We start from the raw sequence: 22125 nt of genomic DNA, 5'->3' as shown, positions 1-22125 counted from the left end.
GCAAACTCGGCTGTGGCGCATAGGTAGCGCTACAGCCGCAGTGAAGTCATCGTAATGAAGACCGCTTCCATTTTGAACATTCGCGTCATAAGCCCTTACTGCTATAAAACGCGGTAAGCCAATCGATCTAAACGCACCCGACTTAGCCGTGCTAATAGTTGGCGGACTTTCGGTGGATAATCAGCCAACTTCTCTAAGTCACGATAATGTTGTACCGGACTCGTATGTCGCATGATGCTTGTCATTTCCGCTTCGCGTTGTGGCAGTAGTTCTGCTTGCGGATCGGTAAACAACAATGCATTTTCCAAATCTAATCGGAACGCACGGGGATTGAGATTATTCCCCGTCACCAAAGTGTATAGCGCATCAATCCATAAGCCTTTTAGGTGATAGGTATTTTCACCGTCTTTCCACAAAAGTATCTGCAAGCGATTCGCATCTACATCCGCTTGATGCTTTTTAGCGAATCGACGCAAGTTCATCTCATACAAATACGGCAGACAGCCAATCGCCTTATATGCTTGCTCAGGCGGGATATAGAAATCATTGGCTGTTTTATCAGCAACAATAATGCGCACTTTGACACCACGTTTCAGCGCACGATTGACCTCGCGCGTGATAGCAATTGGGAAGTTAAAGTAGGGAGTACATATACAAATCTCAGATTTTGCTGCTGCCAGTAAATTACAAATCTGACGATTCAGAAAATTGTTCTTACCAAGCCCAACTAAGTTAGTTACCGTGAGTTGTTGTGCTGTACCGACTGTAAGCCTACTCGGCAATTCATAAACTGCCGATTTCAATTGCTCGCGCAATTGTCGAATCTCAGAACCGATCTCACGTGTTGCAGGCAAGCTCGTTTGATCTAAGCGATGTACCGCACCAGTCTCTAGAAAATATCGACGCATCCACGCCAACATACTTTGTGCGAGGCTGGCTTGTTGAATCACCCAATAGCGATCATACCGATATTTATCGAACTGCTGCAAATACACATTATTGATACTGGCGCCGCTATAGATCACGCAATCATCAATGACGTAGCCTTTCAAGTGCAATACACCAAACAACTCACGGGTTTGAATCGGCACGCCAAAAACCGGAATAGCTGCATCATGCAATGCGCTTTGCGCTTGATACCAAGCGGCATTACCAGCAACTTTTCCTGGGATTTTTTGCTCGCCAATTAAACCGCGCTGTGCACGATGCCAATCCACAAACACCACAATCTCTAATGCGGGATTGGCTTGTTTAGCCGCATATAAGGCATCGATTATTTGCTGCCCCGCCTCATCATGTTGCAAATACAGACTACATAAATAGATATGCGACTTTGCTTCGGCAATCTGCTGTAGCAAACAAGACTTAAATTCGGCTGCTGTATGAAGAATTTGAATCGCCTGCGCAGTTAAATTTACCGCAGGCAGATCAAGAAAGGAACTACGTGGTTTAAAAAAACGCATGAATACCAATACTTAAGAGAATGAGGATGAGAATTAAATTAAGAATTTGAGACGGCGACAAATCCAAAGAGGAACGACAATTCAACTGGGTTAACTCGCTAATTCGTTAACTCACTAGTTTGATAACAGACACCAGATAAATAAGCACGGTAAAATCGACAAAGAACGCCGCATCATCTTTGTGCGCACTTTATTCACTTTCTTCATCCACAGTTTGCTGACTGTCCTTACTTATAGCTTCACATTTCTGCAAAAACAATTCAGCCAGACTTTGAGCGATTGGGTGGCTATCAGCAAAAGAAGTATAAACTTGCTCAGCCCACTGCCATACTAAACGCACATACTCATCTTCGTCATGACTGGCATCAACGTCAATCACGGTAATTGTCGAACGATGCGCTTGATCTGGATCGATAATACGTTCGTCAGCGTGCTTCAATTTATACGCGTCTAAGACTTCATTTAATACCGTAGTCAAATCATAAGTCCATTGAACTTGATGACGTAGTATCAGATGCAAGCGAGTAAGGTGAAAGTGATTATTCCAACGACCGTGGATTAAGGTGTGTTGCAAGGCGTGCGCATCAACACACAAAAAAATTGTCATGTGTTGTATGCCTTTTTCTTGGCTAATCTTATGCGTGATTTTTCCGGCAGTCGCAACACATTCGGTAATGCCGTGCAAAGTGTCCGAGCCACATAGTTGGCACTGACCATCTTCCAAGATTTCTAAGTCATTTTTAGCTGCCTGCTCTAACCATTTTGGCATGATTGACCTCCACTTAGCATTACTACGATGTGCATCAGAATTACATGGTCATCATAAAACAGGCAGCAAAATTAAACTAGCGTTGACGCTCTTTTTCCCACAAGATATCGTTGCCGCCAGCATAGCGATTTAACACGCGTGATAGGACAAACAACAAATCCGATAAACGGTTCATATATTGACGCGGTGCTTCATTGATCTGCTCAGCTTTGCCAACACTGACAATCGCACGTTCTGCGCGGCGACAAACGGTACGGCAAACATGCGCTATCGAGGCCGCACGCGAACCACCTGGCAAAATAAAATCCTTTAGTGGTGGCAAATCGGCATTGTATTTAGCAAGCAAGGAATCCAAGCGCAACACCTGGGTCTCGGTAATCATGGTGTAGCCAGGAATACACAGCTCGCCACCCATATCAAACAGATCATGTTGAATCGAAAATAATTCTTGCTTCATCGTCTCGGGAATGTCTTCACAAATCAAAGCGCCGATGTGAGAATTTAATTCATCCACGTCGCCCATTGCATGTACACGCAATGCATCCTTATCAATACGGCTGCCGTCACCTAAACCAGTTGTACCAGCATCACCAGTTCGCGTCGCGATTTTTGAAAGTCTGTTTCCCATAATTTTTATTCAAGAGATCAAAGAAACTGCAAGGATACGCGAATTTTCTAATTGCGCGTGCATGCCCCTTATTCGCTTCGGGGTATTTTAAGCAATAGATTTGTAGATTCATTAGCTTGGTCCGTCGGACGCAAGCATTCAGTGCTAACAGCGTAAAATGTGTTCAATGCGGCAAAATTAGACTAACCGCTAAACCGCCGCCTTCACGATTATTTAGACTAATGCGCCCGCCATGCGCTTCGATGATTTCTCTCGCTAGCGCGAGTCCCAAACCAGTGCCGTTACGTTTGGTCGAGTAAAAAGGCACTAAGGCATTTGACATCACCGTATCGCTCATCCCTACACCTCGATCACCAACTTCGATACGGACACCGTCAACGATGCTCTTTATTTCTAGCGTCACACCGTCGGCAGGCGATCCTGATTCGATCGCATTCTTTAACAAATTAAGTAAGGCTTGTTCAAGCTGCGCGTGATCAAAATGCGCAATCATCTGCGGTAACTCGCCTACCACGCGAAACGGTAGTTGCGATTGCAAACGCTGTATAAACTCAGGCCAATACGCGCTTTCTAATCGTGGCGTTGGCAATTTAGCGAAACGTGCATAGCCATGAATAAAACTCTCCAAGTGCTGGGCGCGCTCCTCTATCGTCTTCATAATCTGCGGCAAACGTTCATACTGACCACGTTCAATCAAAGCCCCAGCGGAATTAGCAAGTGATGCGACCGGTGCTAAAGAATTATTTAACTCGTGACTAATAACACGAATAACTTTCTTCCAAGTTTGCACTTCTTGCCGACGCAGCTCTACCGTTAAGTGACGAATTAAAAGTAGCTCGTGCTCAATACCGTTCAAAATAAAATGACGTCGTGATAGATGATAAATTTCATCTTCTTCGGCGTCCGTACGCAAGGCCGCGCCTTGTGCATCGGTCTGCGCGCTGACCGTAAATAATCCATCACCGCCCTGTGCCATCGCCTCACGCAAGGATGGCGATACTTGTTGTAGTATCGTTTCTAGACTATTTCCCTCTAATTTCTTGCCTTGATTAAGCAATTGTCGCGCCGTAATATTTCCGAAAACGATATGTCCTCGTTGCCCCAACAAAACCATCGCAACCGGCGTATTTTGCAACATGCTGTCTAATAATAATTCTCGCTGCACCAAATCCAATCGTTGCTCACGCAGCACGCTGCCAAGTTCATTGTGTGCATCAACCAAATCAGCTAGCTCATCATTCCGCTGCCAATGCAGACCAAACGAGAAGTCACGATCTTGATAGCTAATCACGGTGCCACTCATTGCACGAAATAGAGCTAACATAGGACGCAATTGCGCTCGTACCAGACTTATCGACACCGGGATCAGTAGCAACAAACAAATCCCAACGACTAAGCTAATATCGTTTGGAAACATCGTGATCAAGCCCAGCACCAAACCTGTGCTAGCAACACCAATCGCAATCACTAAGACCGATAAACGTGCGGCCAAAGAAAAACGCCAGCCACGCACAAGGCTGGTTGGCGCAGATTTGGTTTGCGTAGCCGTTTTATTGAATGGCGGTAAATTCATTTGATGAGGGCAAAAAAGAAAGCAAATTATGCGCTGTCATCTGCGATTACTCAACTAAACAGCCGCGCTTACAGAGTGAACATATTCTTCAGCACAATACTGAGCGCTAACAAATCAGAATTATTAGCGGCAAGGAATCAGGGGCGAGAAATCTGCAATCGTTCCATACGACGATAAAGCGCTTGCCGACTTAAGCCTAACTCGGCGGCAGCTTGTGCCACCACACCTTTTGCTTTGCTCAGAGCGGCTTCTATCGCTTCACGATCTGGTTCCACATCGTTTGCGGGTGACACAAAACTTGCCGCAGGCAGACCTAAATCCTGTACCTGTATTTCGTCACCACTCGCTAACAGACACGCTCTTTGCATCACGTTTTTCAACTCACGTACATTACCTGGCCACGGATGCGCAAGCAAACTCGACTGCGCAGCGGTACTCAAAGTCTTTCCCGCTTCAAGAAATTGATTTGCAATTGGCAAAATATCGTCTGGGCGATCCGCCAAGGCTGGCAAATTTAACTGGATAACGTTTAAACGATAAAACAAGTCTTCGCGAAACTGTCCAGTGCGTATCATCGCTGGCAAATCCGCATTGGTCGCACTCAAAACCCGTACTTTGACTTGTCGTTCTCGATTCGAACCCAAGCGTTCAAAACGACCAGTCTCTAACACACGCAATAACTTAACCTGGCCTGCAAGCGGCAAATTACCAATTTCATCAAGAAATAAAGTGCCGCCATCAGCAGCTTCGAACTTTCCTTCACGCGCTTTACTAGCGCCGGTATAAGCTCCTGCCTCCGCACCGAACAGCTCCGCTTCAATCAGTTCGGAAGGAATCGCACCACAATTCAAGACAACAAAAGGGCCATCTTTTACCTTTGAATTTGCTTGAATAATTTCAGCGATGCGCTCTTTACCCGCACCATTAGGTCCTGTGATCAATACCGACACATCCGATTTCGCCACTTGGCAAGCGATGCGTAACACACTCTCTGTCGCAGCATCAGCCCAAACATAATCGCGCAAATCGTACTGCGTTTCTAACTCACGTTTGTGCTTACGCTCTTTCTGTATCTTATGCTGCAAACTACGATTACTTTGCCCAAGCTCAATCAAGTTTTTCACAGTAGCGATCAACTTTTGATCACTCCAAGGCTTCGCCAAATAGTCCGCTGCGCCCGCCTTAATCAGATCAACCGCAGCATCTAAGTGCGTCCACGCAGTTAACAGTATGACTGGCAAATCAGGATGTGCAGCACGAATTTGTTTGAACAAAGTAATACCCTCTTCGCCCGAAGTAGTGTCCTGCGTAAAATTCATATCCTGAATCACCAAATCAACCGCTTGCTTTTGCAATACAGCGAGGCCCTGTTCTGGCGACTGCACTTGTATGCTTCGAATATCGTGCAAAGACAGTAAAACATCTAAGGCAATAGCGATACTAGGGTTGTCGTCGATAATCAGAACGGTAGGCATGAGATTCACGTCAAAAAAGGATTAAAAACCTGGCCATTTCACTTACGCACTTTTAAGTTACATGTCCAATATGTAAAGCGGGTGAAATCTGCGCTGATAAGCATCAATGTACTTCATCGACGCAGGTCTCATCCGCCCTACGAGTTCAACAATATCAAGTAGAAATATAGTGTTTTGTATCATCAAACTTAATGAAACACTATACCCCACGGGTCGCTGTCGCTGGAGAAATACTTGCGGCTCGCCAAGCAGGTGCGTACACCGCAATTACACCCAATATCCAAAATACTAACGGTGACAGAACTAGGTAAGATACTGGTAGTTTCGGCAACTCGAATTGTCCCACCAATACCTGATTCAAGCCAATTGCTAACGCAATACCAAACACAATACCGCCCGTCGTAATCAACCAATTTTCTGCGATAAAATAAGTCAGTATATCGATACGGCGCGCACCTAGGGCCCGACGAATACCGATCTGTTTGCGACGCTGTGCTACCCATAAGGTGCTCATACCGACGATGCCGCTGGCAGTCACCACTACCAATAACGAGCTTACTGCGAGCAACATCCACGCCAAACCTTTTTCACTACGATAACGATCATCGCGAAATTTTTCCATACTCGACGCTTTCACATAAACCGGAGTCGCCGAAGCTTTACGCAAGGCTTCTTCGACCTCTTTCATCACTCGATCACGCTGTCCCGATTCCGCACGCACGGAGTAGCCATCCCAAATCTGACCAGTGATTCGGGCTGGGAGAAGTGTGGCAAACTCACCATTTTGTGTTGCTTGTGCCCCAGAAGTTTGTAGGGTTTCAACTACACCAATAATTGTTACTGCATTGGCATTGCTGCCCGTACCAAAGAAAAACTCCCTTCCTACAAAACGTGACTGCCCTGGAAATAGTTTTTGCGCCAAAGCTTTACTGACGATCACTTTTTTCACAAAGTCACGACTCACATTAGGGTCGATTTCGCCAAAATCCGAAGCCTGAAAATCCTGTCCTTCGATTAAACGTAATTTCCAAGCTTTTACTAAAGAGTCGGGGGACACAAACATCCCTGTTACTGCCGTAGGAACATCTTGTTTTCGATCCACTGCCAATGACGTATTACTTCCCGAACGTGAAACAGGAATAGAGTTGACACGAGCAACTGAAACCACACCTGGCACCGCACGTATGGTTTCTGCTTCGCGCTTTTGAAGAGCGACCTGATCTTCATGTCCACCTAAGATCTGATTTCTGATATTCACGCGAAATACTTCCTGCTCGTCTGCTATGCCGCTGGGACGCGCTGCAACTTCAAGCCGTAGATTTACGATATAAATCGCATTCACAAGTATCGCTAAACTTAACGCCACCTGTAACGCGACTAACACGGGTCCCAATTTATTGCGCATTAATGCGGAGGAGATCGGACGTAGAGAAAAAAATGTTTTCATGATTATTGCTCTCGTTTTTATTGCGATTTAAGTTGGATAGCTGGTGTCACCTGACAAGCACGCCAAGTGGGCAACAGGCCAGCGATCATCGCCGCACTGACCGACATGAAAAAAGTCAGACCTAGCATCTCCCAATCCATGTGTGCGACTACAGCCAAAGCCTTCGATTGCAAAGCAATCAGTTGCAAAGCTCCTGCTGCAAGTAGTACACCTAATAATGCGCCCACCAGACCGACCACCGCGGTCTCAATCAAAAACTGCGTAAATATCTCCTTGCGTGAGGCCCCCAATGCGCGCCTGACACCGACCTCTGAAGCGCGCACGGAAAACTTCGCCAACAGCAAACCAACAGTATTGACCAAACAAAGCAATAGAAAACCGAATGCCAACCAGGCCGATAAGCGACTATCATCTCCTATCACCTGCATTTCAACCAAGAATTCACGCACGTTAAACAAGCGGTTTTTCGCCTGACGTTGGAAGCGCCCTAACTTAAACTGCTCCGCTGCGTAACTGTCCAAATAGTTCTGTAATTCAGCGCGTTGACTTGAAGATTTCAGTTCAAACCAAAAATGGAACCAAGTACATTCAGAATTTAATCTCCCTTCCCAACCCGGATCTTGCCTGCCAGTACACCCCATACTACCGGCGTGTGCAGTTTCACGACGAATCGCGTTACTCAAAGGCAGCATGAAATCAGGCTCTTCTACAAACGCAGCTTCACGTCCATTAAATATATAAAATTTAGGTTTGGGTGCCCAATCATCACTAACCCCTATCACCGTAAAATCACCTTTTAACAGACGAAGTTTTTGTCCAACAGGATTCGAATTGCCAAAAAACTTCTCTGCCATTTTCTTACTCAGGACTACCACATCAGCGGAACTTTTATCTTCAGAATCTTGCCATCCCTGGCCTGCAACAAAAGGAATCTCAAACATGGCAAATGTATCTGCGGTTACCGCTAAGCCTTCCATCGAGATAGCACCTAGATCTTTACGTGCTGGCTCTGCCGTTGCCTCAATTCCATACATCGCAGCACGACGAACACCCTGCTTGCTTTCGAGAAGATTACTTATGTCTTTGTAGGTAAATTGATGGTCATTTGGTTCATCACCCGGTGTGTAACCTTCCTTTGGCCCCGGATCGAGAATCGCAGTAAATAGCCGATCACTCTTTTGTGGAATCGGATCACCCGACATCACATGCAAAATAGTGAGTGTTGAAACACTTGCAGCAACGCCAATTGCGAGCGTCAACACCATTAAAGCAGTCAGTGCAGGATTGCGTTTCAAACTACGCAAACCGAGAAAAAAATAGTAAGTGAACATAATAGCTCTGCCCTTTTATGCGATATGCAAATTGGTCTTAACATTGTCATGTTCGACCACGAGGCTAGGTGTTTTGCGCACCAGATCGGACACTTGTCCATCAATAATATGCACATTACGTTGTGAACGCAGCGCTAACTCTGGATCATGCGTGACCATCAAAATCGTCGTGCCACGCGCATTAATTTCTTCTAACAATTCCATCACGCTGCGCGCCATTTGGGTATCGAGATTACCGGTCGGTTCATCGGCAAGTAATAGGCGTGGCGAACCCGCCAAGGCGCGTGCAATCGCGACACGCTGTTGCTGTCCACCAGATAACTCGGCGGGATAATGTTTCATACGTGAAGCCAAGCCAACTTGTGCTAAGGCATCTTCGATCCGTTCTTTACGCTCTTTTGCTGGCAAACCACGATACCGCAATGGGACATCGACGTTATCAAACAAGTTTAAATCAGGAATCAAGTTAAAACCTTGGAAAATGAAGCCTAATTTCTCATTACGCAAGCGGGTGCGCGCATTGTCATCCATGCCAGTGACATTGACACCGTCTAACAAATATTCGCCGCCCGTAAAATTCTCTAGTAAGCCTGCGATATTTAAGAAGGTGGTTTTACCCGATCCCGAAGGCCCGGTCACCGTCACAAATTCACCTTGCTTGACGTGAATCTCAAAGCCACGTAGGGCATGGGTTTCTATCATATGGGTGCGATAAACTTTGCTCAGATTTTTCATGTGCAACATGGCATTTCCTTTTTCAAATTCGTTCTTAACTTCGATTATTTAATTTAATTCGTTGCTGCGATTCTTTGTTTTTGAATTTGGTTTCAACTAATTATTAAGCGAGATTTTTTCTGCATTTTCAAACTGATCAGTACCTGCTACAACCACCTTATCTCCGAGTTTTAATCCATCCATTATTTCAACTGCTGAGATGCTGGTTGCTCCTAGTTTGAATGGGCGACGATAGGCGACATTGTTTTCAACCACGTAGACAAAACGACCGCCCTCACTCTCAACAAATGGACCGCGCGCCAGCATTAAGACATTTGGTTTTTCTTCGATCAGCAAACGTGCCGACACCCTTTGGCTTTGGCGCAAACCCGATGGTTGGGTACCGTCAAAACGCACTCGTGCCAACACTTGGTTCTTCACTACCTCTGGTGACAAGGCAGATAACTTTCCTTTTGCCGTGACGCCATTGATGGTGATCTCTGCTGTCATTCCCAGTCCCAAGTCAGCGACATAAGTCTCAGGAATTTCCAATTCCACTTCGAGTTGCGACAAATCGACCAAGGTCATCAGCGCAGTATTCGCCGCGACCACACTGCGGTTAGCGACTGACAAGGTACCAACCATGCCGTCTACCGGTGCTTTCAATCTCAATTCTTCAACTTTGCGCTTGGCATCGTCGCGTAATAGGCGTTGTTGCTCTAACTGCGCCATCCGCGTTTTGAGATTCAAGTCAACATCTTCATTCTCTAGCTGGGTCGCGGCTTCAGCATGTTTGGCGCGAATTTCTGCGGTCTTTAAGGCGTCTTGTGCGCGCATGTAATCAATCTTTGAAATCACGCCGGATGGACCAGCTTTTTCAAAACGTTCATAAGTACGCGCGGCAGTGATCCGTTCGATCTCGGCTTGATCGGCATCACGGCGGGCAATCAATTTTTGTTTGCGGGCGAGAATTTTTTGACGTGCAACTTCCGCCTCAAGTTGATCGTAAATTGCTTGCTCACGCTTGAGTAAGCTAGTCAAATCAGGCGACTCTAGTTCGGCCACGATGTCGCCCTTCTTCACCATGTCACCCGCTTTCACTTTTAAAGTGACGGTGCTTGAGGCAGTGGAATATAAAGTTGGGCTGATCGCTGCGACCATGCGACCATTAACAGCAACATCGCGCACCAAAGTACCGCGTGTAACTTGCGCGACTTTGATACGGGCGCTGTTAATCGACTTTGAGCTATTACCATAGGCACGCAAAAGCGCGAAGCCGATGATCAAAAAACTGACTATGAATAAGCCAAGTATCCAAATCTTTTTACGACGCCAAACTGGAGGCGCTGCAAGTATTGCGTCTTGACCTGAGGTATCTCGAATCATGTGATTCCTGCCGGGAGTTAATCAAATGTTTAACTCTTTAGCAGAAAGCGTGCCACACACATTTTTATGAATAAGCGCTTGATTTATATAGACTTTGTATCGAAGCAAATTCTATTGAACTGTGTCCGTTCTTGTCCAAACTTTCATGTCTGGACAGCAGCGGACAAGTGCGTTTCAAATACGTTTAGATAAATTTGTTGATAGAGGGCGTTGAAAACGCTGGAGGCTGGTGATGAGTACCGACGACAGATACGAACTTAATCTACATTTGGTACCGCAATCGATTTACCCGACACATGCGTGGTCAAAACAATCGCTGTTGAAGTTGAACCAAAGGCATTCAGCTCATTGATAATGCGCTGCAAGTGATCGACGTCGGTCGCCAACACGCGCATCACCGCGCCATCTTCACCGGTAACGGTATAGCAATCGATAATCTCAGGGCAATTTGCAACGTAGTCGGCGTAAGGGCGTCCTTGTTGCGTTGAGACGCGTATCATGGCGGTGATGTCATATCCCAAGGCTTTTGGATTGATTTCTGCGCGATAGGCACGGATCACCCGATTGCTCTCTAAACGTTTGATACGTTCAGAAACAGCAGGTTGACTCAAGTGGACTTGTCGCCCAATTTCTGCATGCGACATACGTGCATCTTCTTGCAAAAGTTGCAGGATTTTTTTATCAAATTGATCAATTTTTTGATTCATAAGCCAAACCCAGTAATTTCTGTTGATTTCATGGTGAAAGCGACTTTTCTCCATTGAATCCCTATGTCGTTTCTCCATTGTACGCGCTACAGTACTGCTTCTCAAATGTAAAAATTCAGGATTATTGCCATGGCTAATGCAATCACCGCGCAACAAATTCAACAAATCGCACAAGACTACCAAACCCCGTGCTGGGCATACGATGCGGCGACGATACGCGCACAGATAGCGCAGCTACGCCAGTTCGATGTGATTCGTTTTGCGCAGAAATCCTGCAGCAACATTCATATTTTGCGATTGATGCGTGAGCAAGGTGTGCTTGTTGATTCAGTCTCTTTGGGTGAGGTGGAACGTGCTCTAGTGGCAGGCTTTGATCCTGCCGCCAATCAGGCGCATGCACCTATCGTCTTCACCGCCGATTTACTTGATCGCCAAGCACTCAAGCGGGTCGTCGAATTGAATATTCCTGTCAATTGTGGCTCACCACAAATGCTAGAACAACTCGGGCAAGCAAAGCCGGGTCATCCAGTTTGGATACGTATTAATCCTGGATTTGGACATGGTCATAGCCGCAAGACCAACACTGGTGGCGAGCAAAGTAAACATGGCATCTGGCATGAAGAGCTGCCGCAAGCCTACGCGCTCATCCAACAATATGGTTTGCAGTTAGTTGGTCTGCATATGCATATTGGTTCAGGTGTCGATTACGATCACCTACAAAGCGTGTGTGATGCGATGATTCATCAAGTCAAGGCTTGTCCACTCGATTTGCATGCGATTTCGATTGGTGGTGGTTTATCGATTCCCTACCAAGTCGGCGAACCAGAAGTTGATACCGCACACTATTTCGAAATCTGGAACACGGCACGTCAACAAATCGAAGCCCATCTAGGACACAAAATTAGTATGGAAATTGAGCCAGGCCGATTCTTAGTCGCGCAATCAGGTATTTTAATTTCTGAGCTGCGCGCACAAAAACAAGTGGGCGAGAACTATTTCATCTTCGTCGACGCAGGATTCAATGACTTGGTACGCCCATCGATGTACGGTAGTTATCATCGCATCAGCGCACACACGGCTGACGGTAGTTTACGTTCTGGCCCCTTACGTCCAAGCGTGGTCGCGGGTCCTTTATGTGAATCCGGCGATGTGTTTACGCAAGAAGAAGGCGGTGTCGTTACGCATCAAGATCTACCTGCTTGTGACGTGGGTGATCTGATCGTCTTCCATGATGCTGGAGCTTATGGCGCTAGCATGTCCTCCAACTACAATTCGCGCCCTTTGATTCCTGAAGTGCTGGTTGATGCAGACCAACTGCGTTTAATCCGTCGTCGACAAACGATACAAGAATTGATCAACTTGGAAGTCGATTTAGAAGTGAAATAAGCGTAAGCGACTCAGCAAGAGGATGAGCGCCTTGTTATCAACGGTAGCAGGCGACTCATATGGTGCTGTTCCTGTTTTTACCGCAAAGCGGGTCAGGGATTCACATATTCATTTATTCCTAACACCAACGCTGATATTTAGTTAGCGAGATGAGGTCGACAAGCTCGCATCCAAAATCTACGCTACAGCTAAACCGCCGATTGCGCACGCTTTAATGCATCTAATACCGCACTTGGATTCTGCACACTCACCAGCAATGAAGCGCCTGATTTTGCTGGCAAATACAGCACTTGTGTTTGATCCGTCATAGCAGCAAAGATCGCTTTTCCATCTTGCGTTGAAAAATGTCCCGCTTGCATTCCCGGCAAACCAAGACCATTGCGACGCAGATGTAATTGTGCTGCTTGAATCGATTGATAGCTGCCAATCTGTGCACGATCTAAATCAAATTCATTAAGACTACGCTCAAAACGATAAAAATAGTCAGCGCGCACCAACACATTCTTACCCTGTAATTCGAAAGCGTTGTCATGCATCGTATAGGCGATTCCGAGAATAATCGGCGCAGTGAACACCAAAGCGATCATTGACTTCTGCATTGACACCGCGATTCCATCTTTGTTTAACCAAAACAAAGGAGCGCAAGCGGCGAACAGTGCAATTCCCGCTAAAACGAAATAGGCGTTCAGACCAACCGGAGCGATTTCGAATGTCATCATGTTAGCTTTCATTTCAAATAAGCAAAAGTAGCATCATTGTACTTAATGTTCAAGAACACAAATTAAGCTATCGCTCACTCGTATTCGATCGAAGGCGTAACTTGTTCCATTTTCTTGTAATAAAAAAATCACTAATATTTTTATTTTGTATTTATTTCGTGCATTTACACATAATCATTAATACAATCAATGCGCAGTACAAAGTAAAGAGATCATTTCAACTAAAGAAAGGAAATTCTTATGGGCGATACCGTTAACTCTCAAATCACTGATGCTGTAACACAAACAAATGTCAAAGTTTTGGCAGAGGCTCCTGCAATGGCGATGGGAAGTCTTTATCAAACCATCGGTAACTCGGTGGCGATGGCAGCCGCCAATGCTGTCTATGCTCAGCAACAAGCAAATGTTACCTATCAAGCGGCGACGACTTTAGGCATCACAAAACTATTTGAAACTAATAAAGGCGGTGCGGGAAGCTCAGAGCCAAGTGGCGCGAACCTGCAAGATCAAATGCAAGCAAAAATCGACGCTCTTGCTGCTGAATTGGCACAACTCAAAGCAAAATCAGGGAGCTAAGATGACTTCGCCAAATGCGATGACCTTAGAGGGAGTGGGTGTCACGGAAAAGCAAACACCAGCAACAGAATCGATGGCTTATCTTGCAGCCCTCAACACCGTCAACCTGATACTGATCGATGCAGCGAACTTACAGCGTAACAATTACATGGTGTACACCTCGGCGCTGTGTTTGGCGATGCAGAAAATTGCTGATGGCGACGAACATGGTCAAGCCTTACTCACAGCAATTCAGCAAAGCATCACTTTTGATCAAGAATATGTAGTCAAAAGTGGAAAAGGCTGTGTCGAGATTTTGACTGAGTTCAAGAAGCTTTAACTAGCAGCGCGTGACAACTTGATGCTAAAAGTTCGATCATCTATCACTTGTTTCAGCTATGAAAATGCGCCATGTTGGCGCATTTTTTTTTGCCGAGATCTGAACAGCTTCTCAGACTTTTGATTCGAACAAGTTGCTCTTCATTTGCAGGTCAATTAAGCCAACATCATCATTCTCAATAAACTCACTCACGTCATTTTTCCAGCAATTGACGACAAAAATAGTTCAGTTCGTCTCTTTGCTAATGCGATTTGCATAAGTGTTTTTTACAATCCATTCCACCTGTTCTATACCTAGCTACCGTTATAAGATCAGCGGGCATAAAACTGGCCAAATTGAATCACTTACTCAAATCAGGAAAATACATGCGATATCTAGCTCCTAAAATTCTTTTCAGTACAGCAGGTTTTGCTGTCAGCCTTGTATGCGCTCAAGCATCGGCGCAAATGTTTAATACCGTTCAACTCAATGCGGCGCCGCCAGGACAAAGTGGGGGCATGCTTGGCGTTGCTGCAATTTCTACTCCCGAGTATCAAGGCTCAGCAAAAAATCGCAAACTAATTGTGCCTGTAGTTGACTACCAATGGAGCAACGGTTGGTTTGCCGGCGGTTCCAATGGGCTTGGCTATAATTTTTCTGCTGACCCACAATTCAACTACGGTGTGCGTGTGACTGGGGATATCGGGCGTAAAGAAAAGCGTGCCAAGCTTTTGCGCGGCTTAGGCGATATTGATGCGAGACCAGAAGTTGGTGCTTTCTTCACCTTCAATTCAAGTACCAATACTTTCTTCGGCAGCTCAGTACGCTACGGCGCAGGCAATGATAGGAAGGGACTGTTATTCGATTTAAGCGCAGGTTTTACTGAGTCATGGAACCAAAACCTCAGGGCTGGTGCCAGCCTTGGTGCTAGCTATGCCAACGACAATTACATGCAATCTTTTTTCGGTATCAATTCAGCGCAAGCGGCGCGCTCCTCACACAAAGTCTATACGCCAACAGCGGGATTACGTAACACTTATGTCTCTGCATTCGTGTCTTATATGGTCGATCAACGAACTTCACTCAGTCTCATCGTCACTAGTGACCGTCTCGCAGGAGATGCGAAGGCTAGTCCACTAAGTGAGAAAACCCGCACATCGAGTATCGTTGGCGCAGTCAGCTATCACTTTTAACGCGGTGACGAATTGCGCGCTAGCTGATTTTTTATCGCTTCTTTGCTTGAGATGCATATGAAGCGTGAATAGTTTGGACGGCGTAGTTGGTGAGGGTACTGTCCTTGCTTTCTAAGCACAGTACCCCATCCTTTTACAATGCGATTTCGGGCAAACTCGCTGAACGCGAATTGGGTATCGGTAAATTATCCTGTGCGCGGTAAGTGAACACCATCGAGAATTTAGTTTGATTGGTTTGATTACAACCCGCCGCATGAAACAAGTTACTCGAAAAAAGTAAGACATCGCCTTGCTGCAAAGGCACGCTGACAGCTTGATTCAATAAGGCTTGATTTGCCGTCACATCAGCACGTAGAAATTGCGCGCTATCTAACTGTGCTGGTTCAATTTGCCAACGGTGCGAACCTGGCAGCACAAGTAAGCAGCCGTTCTCAATTTTCTCATCACGCAAAGCAAGCCAAGCGCTGATTAATTCTGGTTTTTGGAAATGCCAATAACGACTGTCACGATGCCATCCAGTCAAACTAGAAAATCGTGCTTGCTTAGTCATAATGCAGTTGTGATGAACTTGCGACATTTTGACGCCACTGCCTAACAGTTGGGTCAATACTTGCGCCAAATTCGCTTGCGTAGCCCAATCCGCCAACAATGTAGAACGTGCATAGGCTTGTAATAAACGTCTCGCTGTCTGGCCACCTTCTGCATCGCGCGACAATGGCGCTCCTGGATAACGAGTATCTGCCTCATACTCAATCGGTAATGCAACCACATCTAATTGTTGCTGCGCAAAGTCCAACACTTGCTGACAATACTCAGGCGAAGTGAAGGCCGGTAAAACCAAAAATCCTTGTTGCTGAAATTGGTCAATTTGATGGGAGGTCAACATAATGCAATCAAAAGTATGATGAAACAAGCAAAAGTAGATGGCACAGCAAAGCATGCATTATAGGGTAACTAGTCAATCCCACCTTGAATCTCCCGGGACAAATAGTAAAAAGAAATGAAACCAGAAAGTACGCAAAACCTTCTTAAGCCGTTAGAATTTCTCATCTGAATTTTTTGATGCCATCACCATGCAAAATCGTCGCCAGTTCTTAAAAAAATCCTTGTTGCTAACGGCTACTGGACTTGTGATCGGTAGTCGCCCTTTGCTCAGCCAAGCACAAGATGCTGACAACAAATCCAGCAAACTAACACCACCTCCCGATTTATTTGATGCGCAAGTACTCGACCTTGAATTTTGGCTCAAGCCGCGGACTTTAGATTTAATTCGTCCAGCGAGCGGCGAACGACTGAAGCTGTTGTATTGGAAAGATGGTGAAGTAATTGATTCCGCCTATGAGCAGTTCTGCCATATTTTGCGCGATGTGCACGGCAAGAAAACTGCGCGTATCGATCCCAAACTATTAGAAACTTTATGGGCGACTCAAGCTTTCATCGCCCGCTTCGGGATGACCAAGCCTTTAGAAGTGTTGTCGGCTTATCGAACTCCGGAGTCAAATCAAAGATTGCGTGAAGATGGAATTCCTGCAGCAAGAAAATCTTTGCATCTAGAAGGCCGAGCTGCCGATATTCGCATCGGTGATCTGCATGAAGAAGTCTTGGGCGAGCTAATTCAAAGCTTTAAGCAAGGCGGCGTAGGATTTTATTTCCGCGCTAGCAGCCGCGGTGGTTGGATACACACAGATACGGGACTACAAAGAAGCTGGAAAGGATAGCTATTTTTTCTTACGGCTGCGATCTGCTGACTCACGCAATATCGTGAAGTTCCAGTCGTGTTCATTAGTCACACCATCACGCACCGTGGTAATACGAAATAACTCTGGAGTCGCTTTCAACCGCTGGCCGCTAGCTTCGAGTTTGATTGCCAGATCGTTTCTCGCATAAACATCGAGATTAACTACGGTTCCTTCGATCGCTGCCTGCGATAGCAATGAGGCGATAGTCTTGGGCGTAAATTCCAACATATACACTGGCATTGCAAATCCACTCATACCGCCTCCTTGTTATGCAAAAAGGACTACTGGCGTTTGATTCTACTCGCGCGTTCATTATTGAGAAATTTATTTCCCCTAGAAAAAACAAAAACGGACGATAAAACCACAAATTTCATCGTCCGCTCCGCGAATTTTATTCACTTCTAGTACTACAGAAATGCAATTCAATTAACTTCATCTAGTGATCAGTCGTCATCATTCCTTTTCACAACGGATCACTGGCAATCGCTACTAGTCAGGCTATCAAGATTTTTTTACAACCCAAGCTTTAATCCTCGCTTCAAGCACATCTAAAGACAACGCCCCAGCACCTAAAATTTCATCATGAAATTCTTTTAAGCTGAATTTGCTGCCTAAGGTCTTACTCGCATAATCGCGCAATTCCAAGATTTTCAATTGCCCAATCTTGTAACCCAAAGCTTGACCGGGCCAAGCGATATAACGATCTGTTTCACTCTGAATCTCAACCTCTTCAATACCCGAATGATTGCGGAAAAAGTCGACTACCTGTTGTCTATCCCATTTTTTATAATGTAAGCCGGTATCGACCACTAAACGGATCGCACGCAACATCTCATCTTGCAAATGACCATAGAAGCTATACGGATCTTGAAAGAATCCCAGCTCACGTCCAAGTCGTTCAGAATACAAGGCCCAACCCTCGACATAGGCATTGTTGCCGCCTTGTTGCCGATACGCAGGCAGACCTTCTAGTTCTTGTGCGATGGCGATTTGCATATGATGTCCGGGCACCCCTTCATGCAATGCGGTGGTCTCAATCGACAAAGTCATGCGATTGGCAAAATCACCTGTGTTAACCATGACATGTCCGGGACGCGAACCATCGGCAGCGCCGGGGTTATACGAAGCGCCAGCCGCTTCCTTTTCGCGAAACTCTTCTACCGCCATTATCTTGACCTTGGCTTTTGGCAAACGGCCAAATAGCTCAGGAATTTTTGCATACATTTGATCCGTATATTTGCCATACAGATCAAGAATTTCCTGACGTGACTTTGGATGCAAGTCAGGATTTTTTTCCATCGCGGCATTAAAGGATTTTAAATCGGGAAATCCTAATTTCTTGGCGACTGCTAACATCTCCGACTCGATACGAGCAACTTCACGCAAACCAATTTGATGAATTTCCTCGGGTGTTTTATTCGTCGTGGTTTGCGTCTTCACTTGTAATTGATAACGCGCCGCACCATTCGGCAAAGACCACAAACCAACATGTTGACGTCCATGTGGCGCATAGTCGGTACGCACAAAATCGGCAAAGTTTTTATACGCAGGAATCAGCTTATTTTGGATTGCTGCTAACACTTCCGCTTTAAGTCTTTGCTTGTCCGCATCAGAAAATGTTGCAGGAAACTGCATGATCGGTTTTGCAAACGGCGAGGTTTCCATACTCATTGCCACAATATCCTCGCACTGACGGGCGATCTTAGGCAACAAAAATTGTGGCGGCATCAATTTATTTTTTACGCCTTTACGCATTTGCACGATTGTTTGTTCAAACAATGTTGGCAGCTTATGTAAGCGTGCAATGTAATCCTCATAATCTTTGACGCTAGCAAAACTCAACATCGACACTAACTCAGGCATATCTAAATGCAAGCCAGAATTCTGTAACACTGGCATCTGCCAAGGCGTAAAACGCGCGGCAGCTAACTCTTCTTGCAATTGACGCACCATGAGATCTTTATTCAACTTTTGTTGGACGTCGAATCCGGTGGTGTCGATCGCTTGAAAGCGACGTAGAAATTCCCGACTCTTTTTCAAATTCGCGTCAATCGCGGTTTGCGAGAAGTCACGCAATTGATCATTAAAACGCTTATCGCCCAACATCGAAGCGTATTCAGGATTGGTTCTTAAACCATACTCCCATTGCTCAGCCAGCAAGCTATCTAATTGGCGCAAACGCGCCTCTAAAGAAGTCGATGCGCCCTTACTCAATGCAGCACTAGAAGCCGTACTGGAAAGCGCACTCACTGGCGCATTAGCAACAGAGCTTTCTGTCATCGTTCCTGCGAATACTGGTGTGCTAATCAATCCAGCGCTAAGCAAGGCCATGCCGAGTTTAGTTATGAACTGCTTCGCTACATTCTTAGTTGGGTTGTTATTTGCGTTGTTATTTGCGTTCTTGGTTGCGTTCTTAGTTACGTCCACTATTGCTAGTGTTGAGGTAAGCGTTTTCACTATGTCTCCATTTCATTTTTTATAGGTCACTTCGAACCAAATATCTTTTTATAACTGTCGCAATTGTTGCATGCAGGCGATGTAGTTTGCGTTGATTTCGGCTTGATTTCGATGCTTGCCATTTTCTACTACGCATTGTCCTCCAACAAAAACGTCGCGAATCAAATTGTCATTGCCCGTAAATACGACGCTGCTCAAAACATCGTCCACCGAACTACATTGCAAATTCGGATGTTGATCATCAAAAATAATCATGTCAGCACGTTTACCCACTTCTAGCGCACCTACTGCACGCCCAGAAGCTTGCGCACCACCAAGCAAACATTGCTGCCACAAAAAATCAGCAACGCGTCTTTGACCTTTAACGCTTGCGATATTACGTCCTTGCATTTTCAATCGTTGGCCATACTCAAGCCAACGAATTTCTTCGACCACACTTTGCGACGCGTGACTGTCGGTACCAATACCAAAACGTCCTTGCGCTGCGATGTAATCTGGCAGTTCAAAAAATCCATCGCCTAAATTCCCCTCAGTTGAAGTACAAATACCGGCGACTGATTGACTAGCAGCCATGCTAGCTACTTCATGTGCATTCAAATGCGTGGCATGTACTAAACACCAGCGCGCATCAACGGTTTGCGTATCAAACAGTAATTCAACGGGGCGCTTACCGGTCGCTGCTAAGCAAGCATTGACTTCGCGCATCTGCTCGGCGATATGAATATGTATCGGCCGACCTGCAGCCAATCCTGCTACCACGTCGCGGATTTGATCCGTACTAGCAGCACGCAAAGAATGTGGCGCAACGCCAATCTCGGTTTGCGCATTGCGCTGATTTTCTAGCGACTCGATGATGCGCAAAATTTGCTCAACATTGGTATTGAAACGTCGTTGATCTTCGCGCAAAGGGAGTTGCTTGAAATCGGCATAACTGTATAGAACCGGCAGCATCGTAATGCCGATACCGGTTTGCTGCGCACCTGCAATTACTTGGCGCGCAGTCTCTGCGATATCACTATAAAACGCACCATTGGGCGCACGATGTACATAATGGAACTCGCACACCGAGGTATATCCATGGCGTAAACATTCTGAATATAACTGCGCAGCGATCGCCTGCATTTGCTCTGGCGAAATCGCTAGCGCGTAGCGATACATGAGATCACGCCAAGTCCAAAAACTATCAGGTCCTTCACCAGCCACTTCTGTCATTCCTGCCATCGCTCTTTGAAATGCATGCGAATGAAGATTCGTCATACCAGGCGAAACATAGCCACACTGGCGCTCGTACGGATCTGCTGTTACTGCGGTTTCAATCTGCGATAAATTACCATCATCGTTCCAATGCAAACGTACATCACTGGTCCAACCAGAAGGCAACAAAGCGTGCTTGGCAAATAAAGTTTGTACCATGGTCTTACCGTCCTGTCGTCTGCTGTGCCCACGTCAGGCAAGCTGCTAATAATTTTCTGAGCAAAGGCTGAACTTGCTGTGCCAAATCAACACGGTATTCGTATGGCATAGCCTCATTCATGTACAGGCATTGACTCATTTCTAATTGCACGGCATGAATACCTTGCTGTGGTTGTCCGTAATGGCGCGTAATATGGCCGCCTTTAAAACGTCCATTAAATACATACGAATACGGAGTAACTGTTTGCTGCATCAAGTCCGCCAAGGCTTGCTGCAAGCCGGCATCACATGATTTTTGATCGGCTGTACCAAAATTTAAATCAGGTAATTTCCCTGCAAAAAATCTCGGCACTTGAGAGGCAATTGAATGTGCATCCCATAAAATCACAGCGCCATGCAAATCACGCAAACGCGCGAGTTCGGTTTGCAATTGATGGTGATACGGCTGCCAATATCGTTGAATACGATCTTGCACCTCTGCCGCATCGGGGCCGATGCCATTGCGGTACAAGGGTTCTTTGGCGAAAGTATCAACCGGACACAAGCCCGTCGTATCTTGCCCCGGATACAGATTCATATCATCTGAGGGGCGGTTTAAATCAATCACATAACGTGAATACTTGGCCTGAATAGTCGATGCACCAAGTTCATCGAGCATGTTGTATAGCAAGGGTAAATGCCAATCGGTGTCGGTCTTCCGTTGCGCGATTGGATGCAGTTGGGCTAATACGGAATCTGGAATCTCGGTGCCAACGTGCGGCATAGAAACCAATAATGGAACCGTTCCCTGTTTGAAATGAAATGCGGCGGACGTCATGATCTTGAAGAATAAGTTAACAGTGAAAACGAAG

Annotated in this window: 21 protein-coding genes; 5 read left to right on the top strand and 16 right to left on the bottom strand. The window is 45.9% G+C overall.

What is annotated here, in order from left to right; genetic code table 11:
* Positions 1–101: 101 nt before the first annotated feature.
* The 10 genes from pssA to IE103_RS16370 all read right to left on the bottom strand — a co-directional run bounded on the left by pssA (position 102) and on the right by IE103_RS16370 (position 11493).
* Positions 102–1463 carry a CDP-diacylglycerol--serine O-phosphatidyltransferase gene (pssA, locus tag IE103_RS16415; RefSeq protein ID WP_189347240.1) on the bottom strand — a complete coding sequence of 454 codons (1362 nt, stop codon included), beginning with the start codon at positions 1461–1463 and terminating at the stop codon, positions 102–104.
* Between the two features lie 190 nt (positions 1464–1653).
* Complete coding sequence (locus tag IE103_RS16410) at positions 1654–2232, bottom strand: DUF5946 family protein (RefSeq protein WP_189347238.1); 579 nt, start codon at positions 2230–2232, stop codon at positions 1654–1656.
* A 76-nt stretch (positions 2233–2308) separates the two neighbouring features.
* Positions 2309–2860: a cob(I)yrinic acid a,c-diamide adenosyltransferase gene (locus IE103_RS16405; protein ID WP_189347236.1), complete on the bottom strand. Its 552-nt coding sequence runs from the start codon at positions 2858–2860 to the stop codon at positions 2309–2311.
* A gap of 163 nt (positions 2861–3023) precedes the next feature.
* The gene (locus IE103_RS16400) at positions 3024–4433 is read right to left on the bottom strand and encodes a sensor histidine kinase (RefSeq protein WP_189347235.1); all 1410 of its coding nucleotides are present in this window, start codon (positions 4431–4433) and stop codon (positions 3024–3026) included.
* A 137-nt stretch (positions 4434–4570) separates the two neighbouring features.
* Positions 4571–5908 (bottom strand): sigma-54-dependent transcriptional regulator, encoded by a 1338-nt coding sequence (locus IE103_RS16395; RefSeq protein WP_189347233.1) that lies wholly within the window; start codon positions 5906–5908, stop codon positions 4571–4573.
* Between the two features lie 199 nt (positions 5909–6107).
* Positions 6108–7355: an ABC transporter permease gene (locus IE103_RS16390; protein WP_189347231.1), complete on the bottom strand. Its 1248-nt coding sequence runs from the start codon at positions 7353–7355 to the stop codon at positions 6108–6110.
* A gap of 17 nt (positions 7356–7372) precedes the next feature.
* A complete protein-coding gene (locus IE103_RS16385) occupies positions 7373–8686 on the bottom strand; it encodes an ABC transporter permease (RefSeq protein WP_189347230.1) in 1314 nt (437 codons plus the stop codon).
* A 15-nt stretch (positions 8687–8701) separates the two neighbouring features.
* Positions 8702–9430 carry an ABC transporter ATP-binding protein gene (locus IE103_RS16380; protein WP_189347228.1) on the bottom strand — a complete coding sequence of 243 codons (729 nt, stop codon included), beginning with the start codon at positions 9428–9430 and terminating at the stop codon, positions 8702–8704.
* Between the two features lie 87 nt (positions 9431–9517).
* Positions 9518–10786 carry an efflux RND transporter periplasmic adaptor subunit gene (locus IE103_RS16375; RefSeq protein WP_189347226.1) on the bottom strand — a complete coding sequence of 423 codons (1269 nt, stop codon included), beginning with the start codon at positions 10784–10786 and terminating at the stop codon, positions 9518–9520.
* A 257-nt stretch (positions 10787–11043) separates the two neighbouring features.
* Positions 11044–11493 carry an Lrp/AsnC family transcriptional regulator gene (locus IE103_RS16370; RefSeq protein WP_189347224.1) on the bottom strand — a complete coding sequence of 150 codons (450 nt, stop codon included), beginning with the start codon at positions 11491–11493 and terminating at the stop codon, positions 11044–11046.
* A 129-nt stretch (positions 11494–11622) separates the two neighbouring features.
* Here IE103_RS16370 and lysA point away from each other — a divergent pair, with 129 nt between their 5' ends.
* Positions 11623–12879, top strand: a complete 1257-nt coding sequence (gene lysA / locus IE103_RS16365; RefSeq protein WP_189347222.1) for a diaminopimelate decarboxylase — start codon at positions 11623–11625, stop codon at positions 12877–12879.
* A gap of 188 nt (positions 12880–13067) precedes the next feature.
* Here lysA and IE103_RS16360 read toward each other — a convergent pair whose 3' ends face one another.
* Entirely contained in the window at positions 13068–13598 is a 531-nt protein-coding gene (locus IE103_RS16360) for a hypothetical protein (RefSeq protein WP_189347220.1), read from the bottom strand.
* Between the two features lie 240 nt (positions 13599–13838).
* Here IE103_RS16360 and IE103_RS16355 point away from each other — a divergent pair, with 240 nt between their 5' ends.
* The 3 genes from IE103_RS16355 (at position 13839) to IE103_RS16345 (ending at position 15665) form a co-directional block, all read left to right on the top strand.
* Positions 13839–14174, top strand: a complete 336-nt coding sequence (locus tag IE103_RS16355) for a RebB family R body protein (protein WP_189347218.1) — start codon at positions 13839–13841, stop codon at positions 14172–14174.
* Position 14175: 1 nt separating this feature from the next.
* Positions 14176–14493, top strand: coding sequence for a hypothetical protein (locus IE103_RS16350; RefSeq protein ID WP_189347216.1), 318 nt, complete (start codon positions 14176–14178; stop codon positions 14491–14493).
* 446 nt (positions 14494–14939) lie between these two features.
* Positions 14940–15665, top strand: a complete 726-nt coding sequence (locus IE103_RS16345; protein WP_189347214.1) for a MipA/OmpV family protein — start codon at positions 14940–14942, stop codon at positions 15663–15665.
* A 133-nt stretch (positions 15666–15798) separates the two neighbouring features.
* On the opposite strand, the gene IE103_RS16340 is transcribed toward IE103_RS16345, so the two are convergent.
* Complete coding sequence (locus IE103_RS16340; RefSeq protein WP_189347212.1) at positions 15799–16551, bottom strand: phytanoyl-CoA dioxygenase family protein; 753 nt, start codon at positions 16549–16551, stop codon at positions 15799–15801.
* A gap of 187 nt (positions 16552–16738) precedes the next feature.
* Here IE103_RS16340 and IE103_RS16335 point away from each other — a divergent pair, with 187 nt between their 5' ends.
* Positions 16739–17383 carry a YcbK family protein gene (locus IE103_RS16335; protein WP_189347210.1) on the top strand — a complete coding sequence of 215 codons (645 nt, stop codon included), beginning with the start codon at positions 16739–16741 and terminating at the stop codon, positions 17381–17383.
* On the opposite strand, the gene IE103_RS16330 is transcribed toward IE103_RS16335, so the two are convergent.
* The 4 genes from IE103_RS16330 to hutG all read right to left on the bottom strand — a co-directional run bounded on the left by IE103_RS16330 (position 17384) and on the right by hutG (position 22091).
* Positions 17384–17659: a hypothetical protein gene (locus IE103_RS16330; RefSeq protein WP_189347208.1), complete on the bottom strand. Its 276-nt coding sequence runs from the start codon at positions 17657–17659 to the stop codon at positions 17384–17386.
* 246 nt (positions 17660–17905) lie between these two features.
* A complete protein-coding gene (locus tag IE103_RS16325; protein ID WP_229827327.1) occupies positions 17906–19861 on the bottom strand; it encodes a DUF885 domain-containing protein in 1956 nt (651 codons plus the stop codon).
* A 48-nt stretch (positions 19862–19909) separates the two neighbouring features.
* Entirely contained in the window at positions 19910–21274 is a 1365-nt protein-coding gene (locus IE103_RS16320; RefSeq protein ID WP_189347206.1) for a formimidoylglutamate deiminase, read from the bottom strand.
* A gap of 4 nt (positions 21275–21278) precedes the next feature.
* On the bottom strand, positions 21279–22091 hold the full coding sequence (gene hutG / locus IE103_RS16315; protein WP_189347204.1) for an N-formylglutamate deformylase: 813 nt from the start codon (positions 22089–22091) through the stop codon (positions 21279–21281).
* Positions 22092–22125 lie beyond the last annotated feature (34 nt).

Origin of the sequence: Affinundibacterium macrobrachii, from assembly GCF_014652415.1 — a bacterium.
GTDB classification, from domain to species: domain Bacteria; phylum Pseudomonadota; class Gammaproteobacteria; order Burkholderiales; family Burkholderiaceae_D; genus Undibacterium; species Undibacterium macrobrachii.
This window is presented reverse-complemented; position numbering and strand designations above follow the sequence as displayed.

Coding starts and splice junctions, on each gene's coding strand:
- IE103_RS16390 (WP_189347231.1), bottom strand. CDS start 7,355: ATGAAAACATTTTTTTCTCTACGTCCGATCTCCTCCGCATTAATGCGC.
- IE103_RS16340 (WP_189347212.1), bottom strand. CDS start 16,551: ATGTTGACCTCCCATCAAATTGACCAATTTCAGCAACAAGGATTTTTG.
- IE103_RS16355 (WP_189347218.1), top strand. CDS start 13,839: ATGGGCGATACCGTTAACTCTCAAATCACTGATGCTGTAACACAAACA.
- IE103_RS16345 (WP_189347214.1), top strand. CDS start 14,940: ATGTTTAATACCGTTCAACTCAATGCGGCGCCGCCAGGACAAAGTGGG.
- IE103_RS16330 (WP_189347208.1), bottom strand. CDS start 17,659: ATGAGTGGATTTGCAATGCCAGTGTATATGTTGGAATTTACGCCCAAG.
- IE103_RS16395 (WP_189347233.1), bottom strand. CDS start 5,908: ATGCCTACCGTTCTGATTATCGACGACAACCCTAGTATCGCTATTGCC.
- IE103_RS16375 (WP_189347226.1), bottom strand. CDS start 10,786: ATGATTCGAGATACCTCAGGTCAAGACGCAATACTTGCAGCGCCTCCA.
- IE103_RS16400 (WP_189347235.1), bottom strand. CDS start 4,433: ATGAATTTACCGCCATTCAATAAAACGGCTACGCAAACCAAATCTGCG.
- lysA (WP_189347222.1), top strand. CDS start 11,623: ATGGCTAATGCAATCACCGCGCAACAAATTCAACAAATCGCACAAGAC.
- IE103_RS16380 (WP_189347228.1), bottom strand. CDS start 9,430: ATGTTGCACATGAAAAATCTGAGCAAAGTTTATCGCACCCATATGATA.
- IE103_RS16370 (WP_189347224.1), bottom strand. CDS start 11,493: ATGAATCAAAAAATTGATCAATTTGATAAAAAAATCCTGCAACTTTTG.
- IE103_RS16335 (WP_189347210.1), top strand. CDS start 16,739: ATGCAAAATCGTCGCCAGTTCTTAAAAAAATCCTTGTTGCTAACGGCT.
- hutG (WP_189347204.1), bottom strand. CDS start 22,091: ATGACGTCCGCCGCATTTCATTTCAAACAGGGAACGGTTCCATTATTG.
- pssA (WP_189347240.1), bottom strand. CDS start 1,463: ATGCGTTTTTTTAAACCACGTAGTTCCTTTCTTGATCTGCCTGCGGTA.
- IE103_RS16405 (WP_189347236.1), bottom strand. CDS start 2,860: ATGGGAAACAGACTTTCAAAAATCGCGACGCGAACTGGTGATGCTGGT.
- IE103_RS16320 (WP_189347206.1), bottom strand. CDS start 21,274: ATGGTACAAACTTTATTTGCCAAGCACGCTTTGTTGCCTTCTGGTTGG.
- IE103_RS16385 (WP_189347230.1), bottom strand. CDS start 8,686: ATGTTCACTTACTATTTTTTTCTCGGTTTGCGTAGTTTGAAACGCAAT.
- IE103_RS16360 (WP_189347220.1), bottom strand. CDS start 13,598: ATGATGACATTCGAAATCGCTCCGGTTGGTCTGAACGCCTATTTCGTT.
- IE103_RS16350 (WP_189347216.1), top strand. CDS start 14,176: ATGACTTCGCCAAATGCGATGACCTTAGAGGGAGTGGGTGTCACGGAA.
- IE103_RS16410 (WP_189347238.1), bottom strand. CDS start 2,232: ATGCCAAAATGGTTAGAGCAGGCAGCTAAAAATGACTTAGAAATCTTG.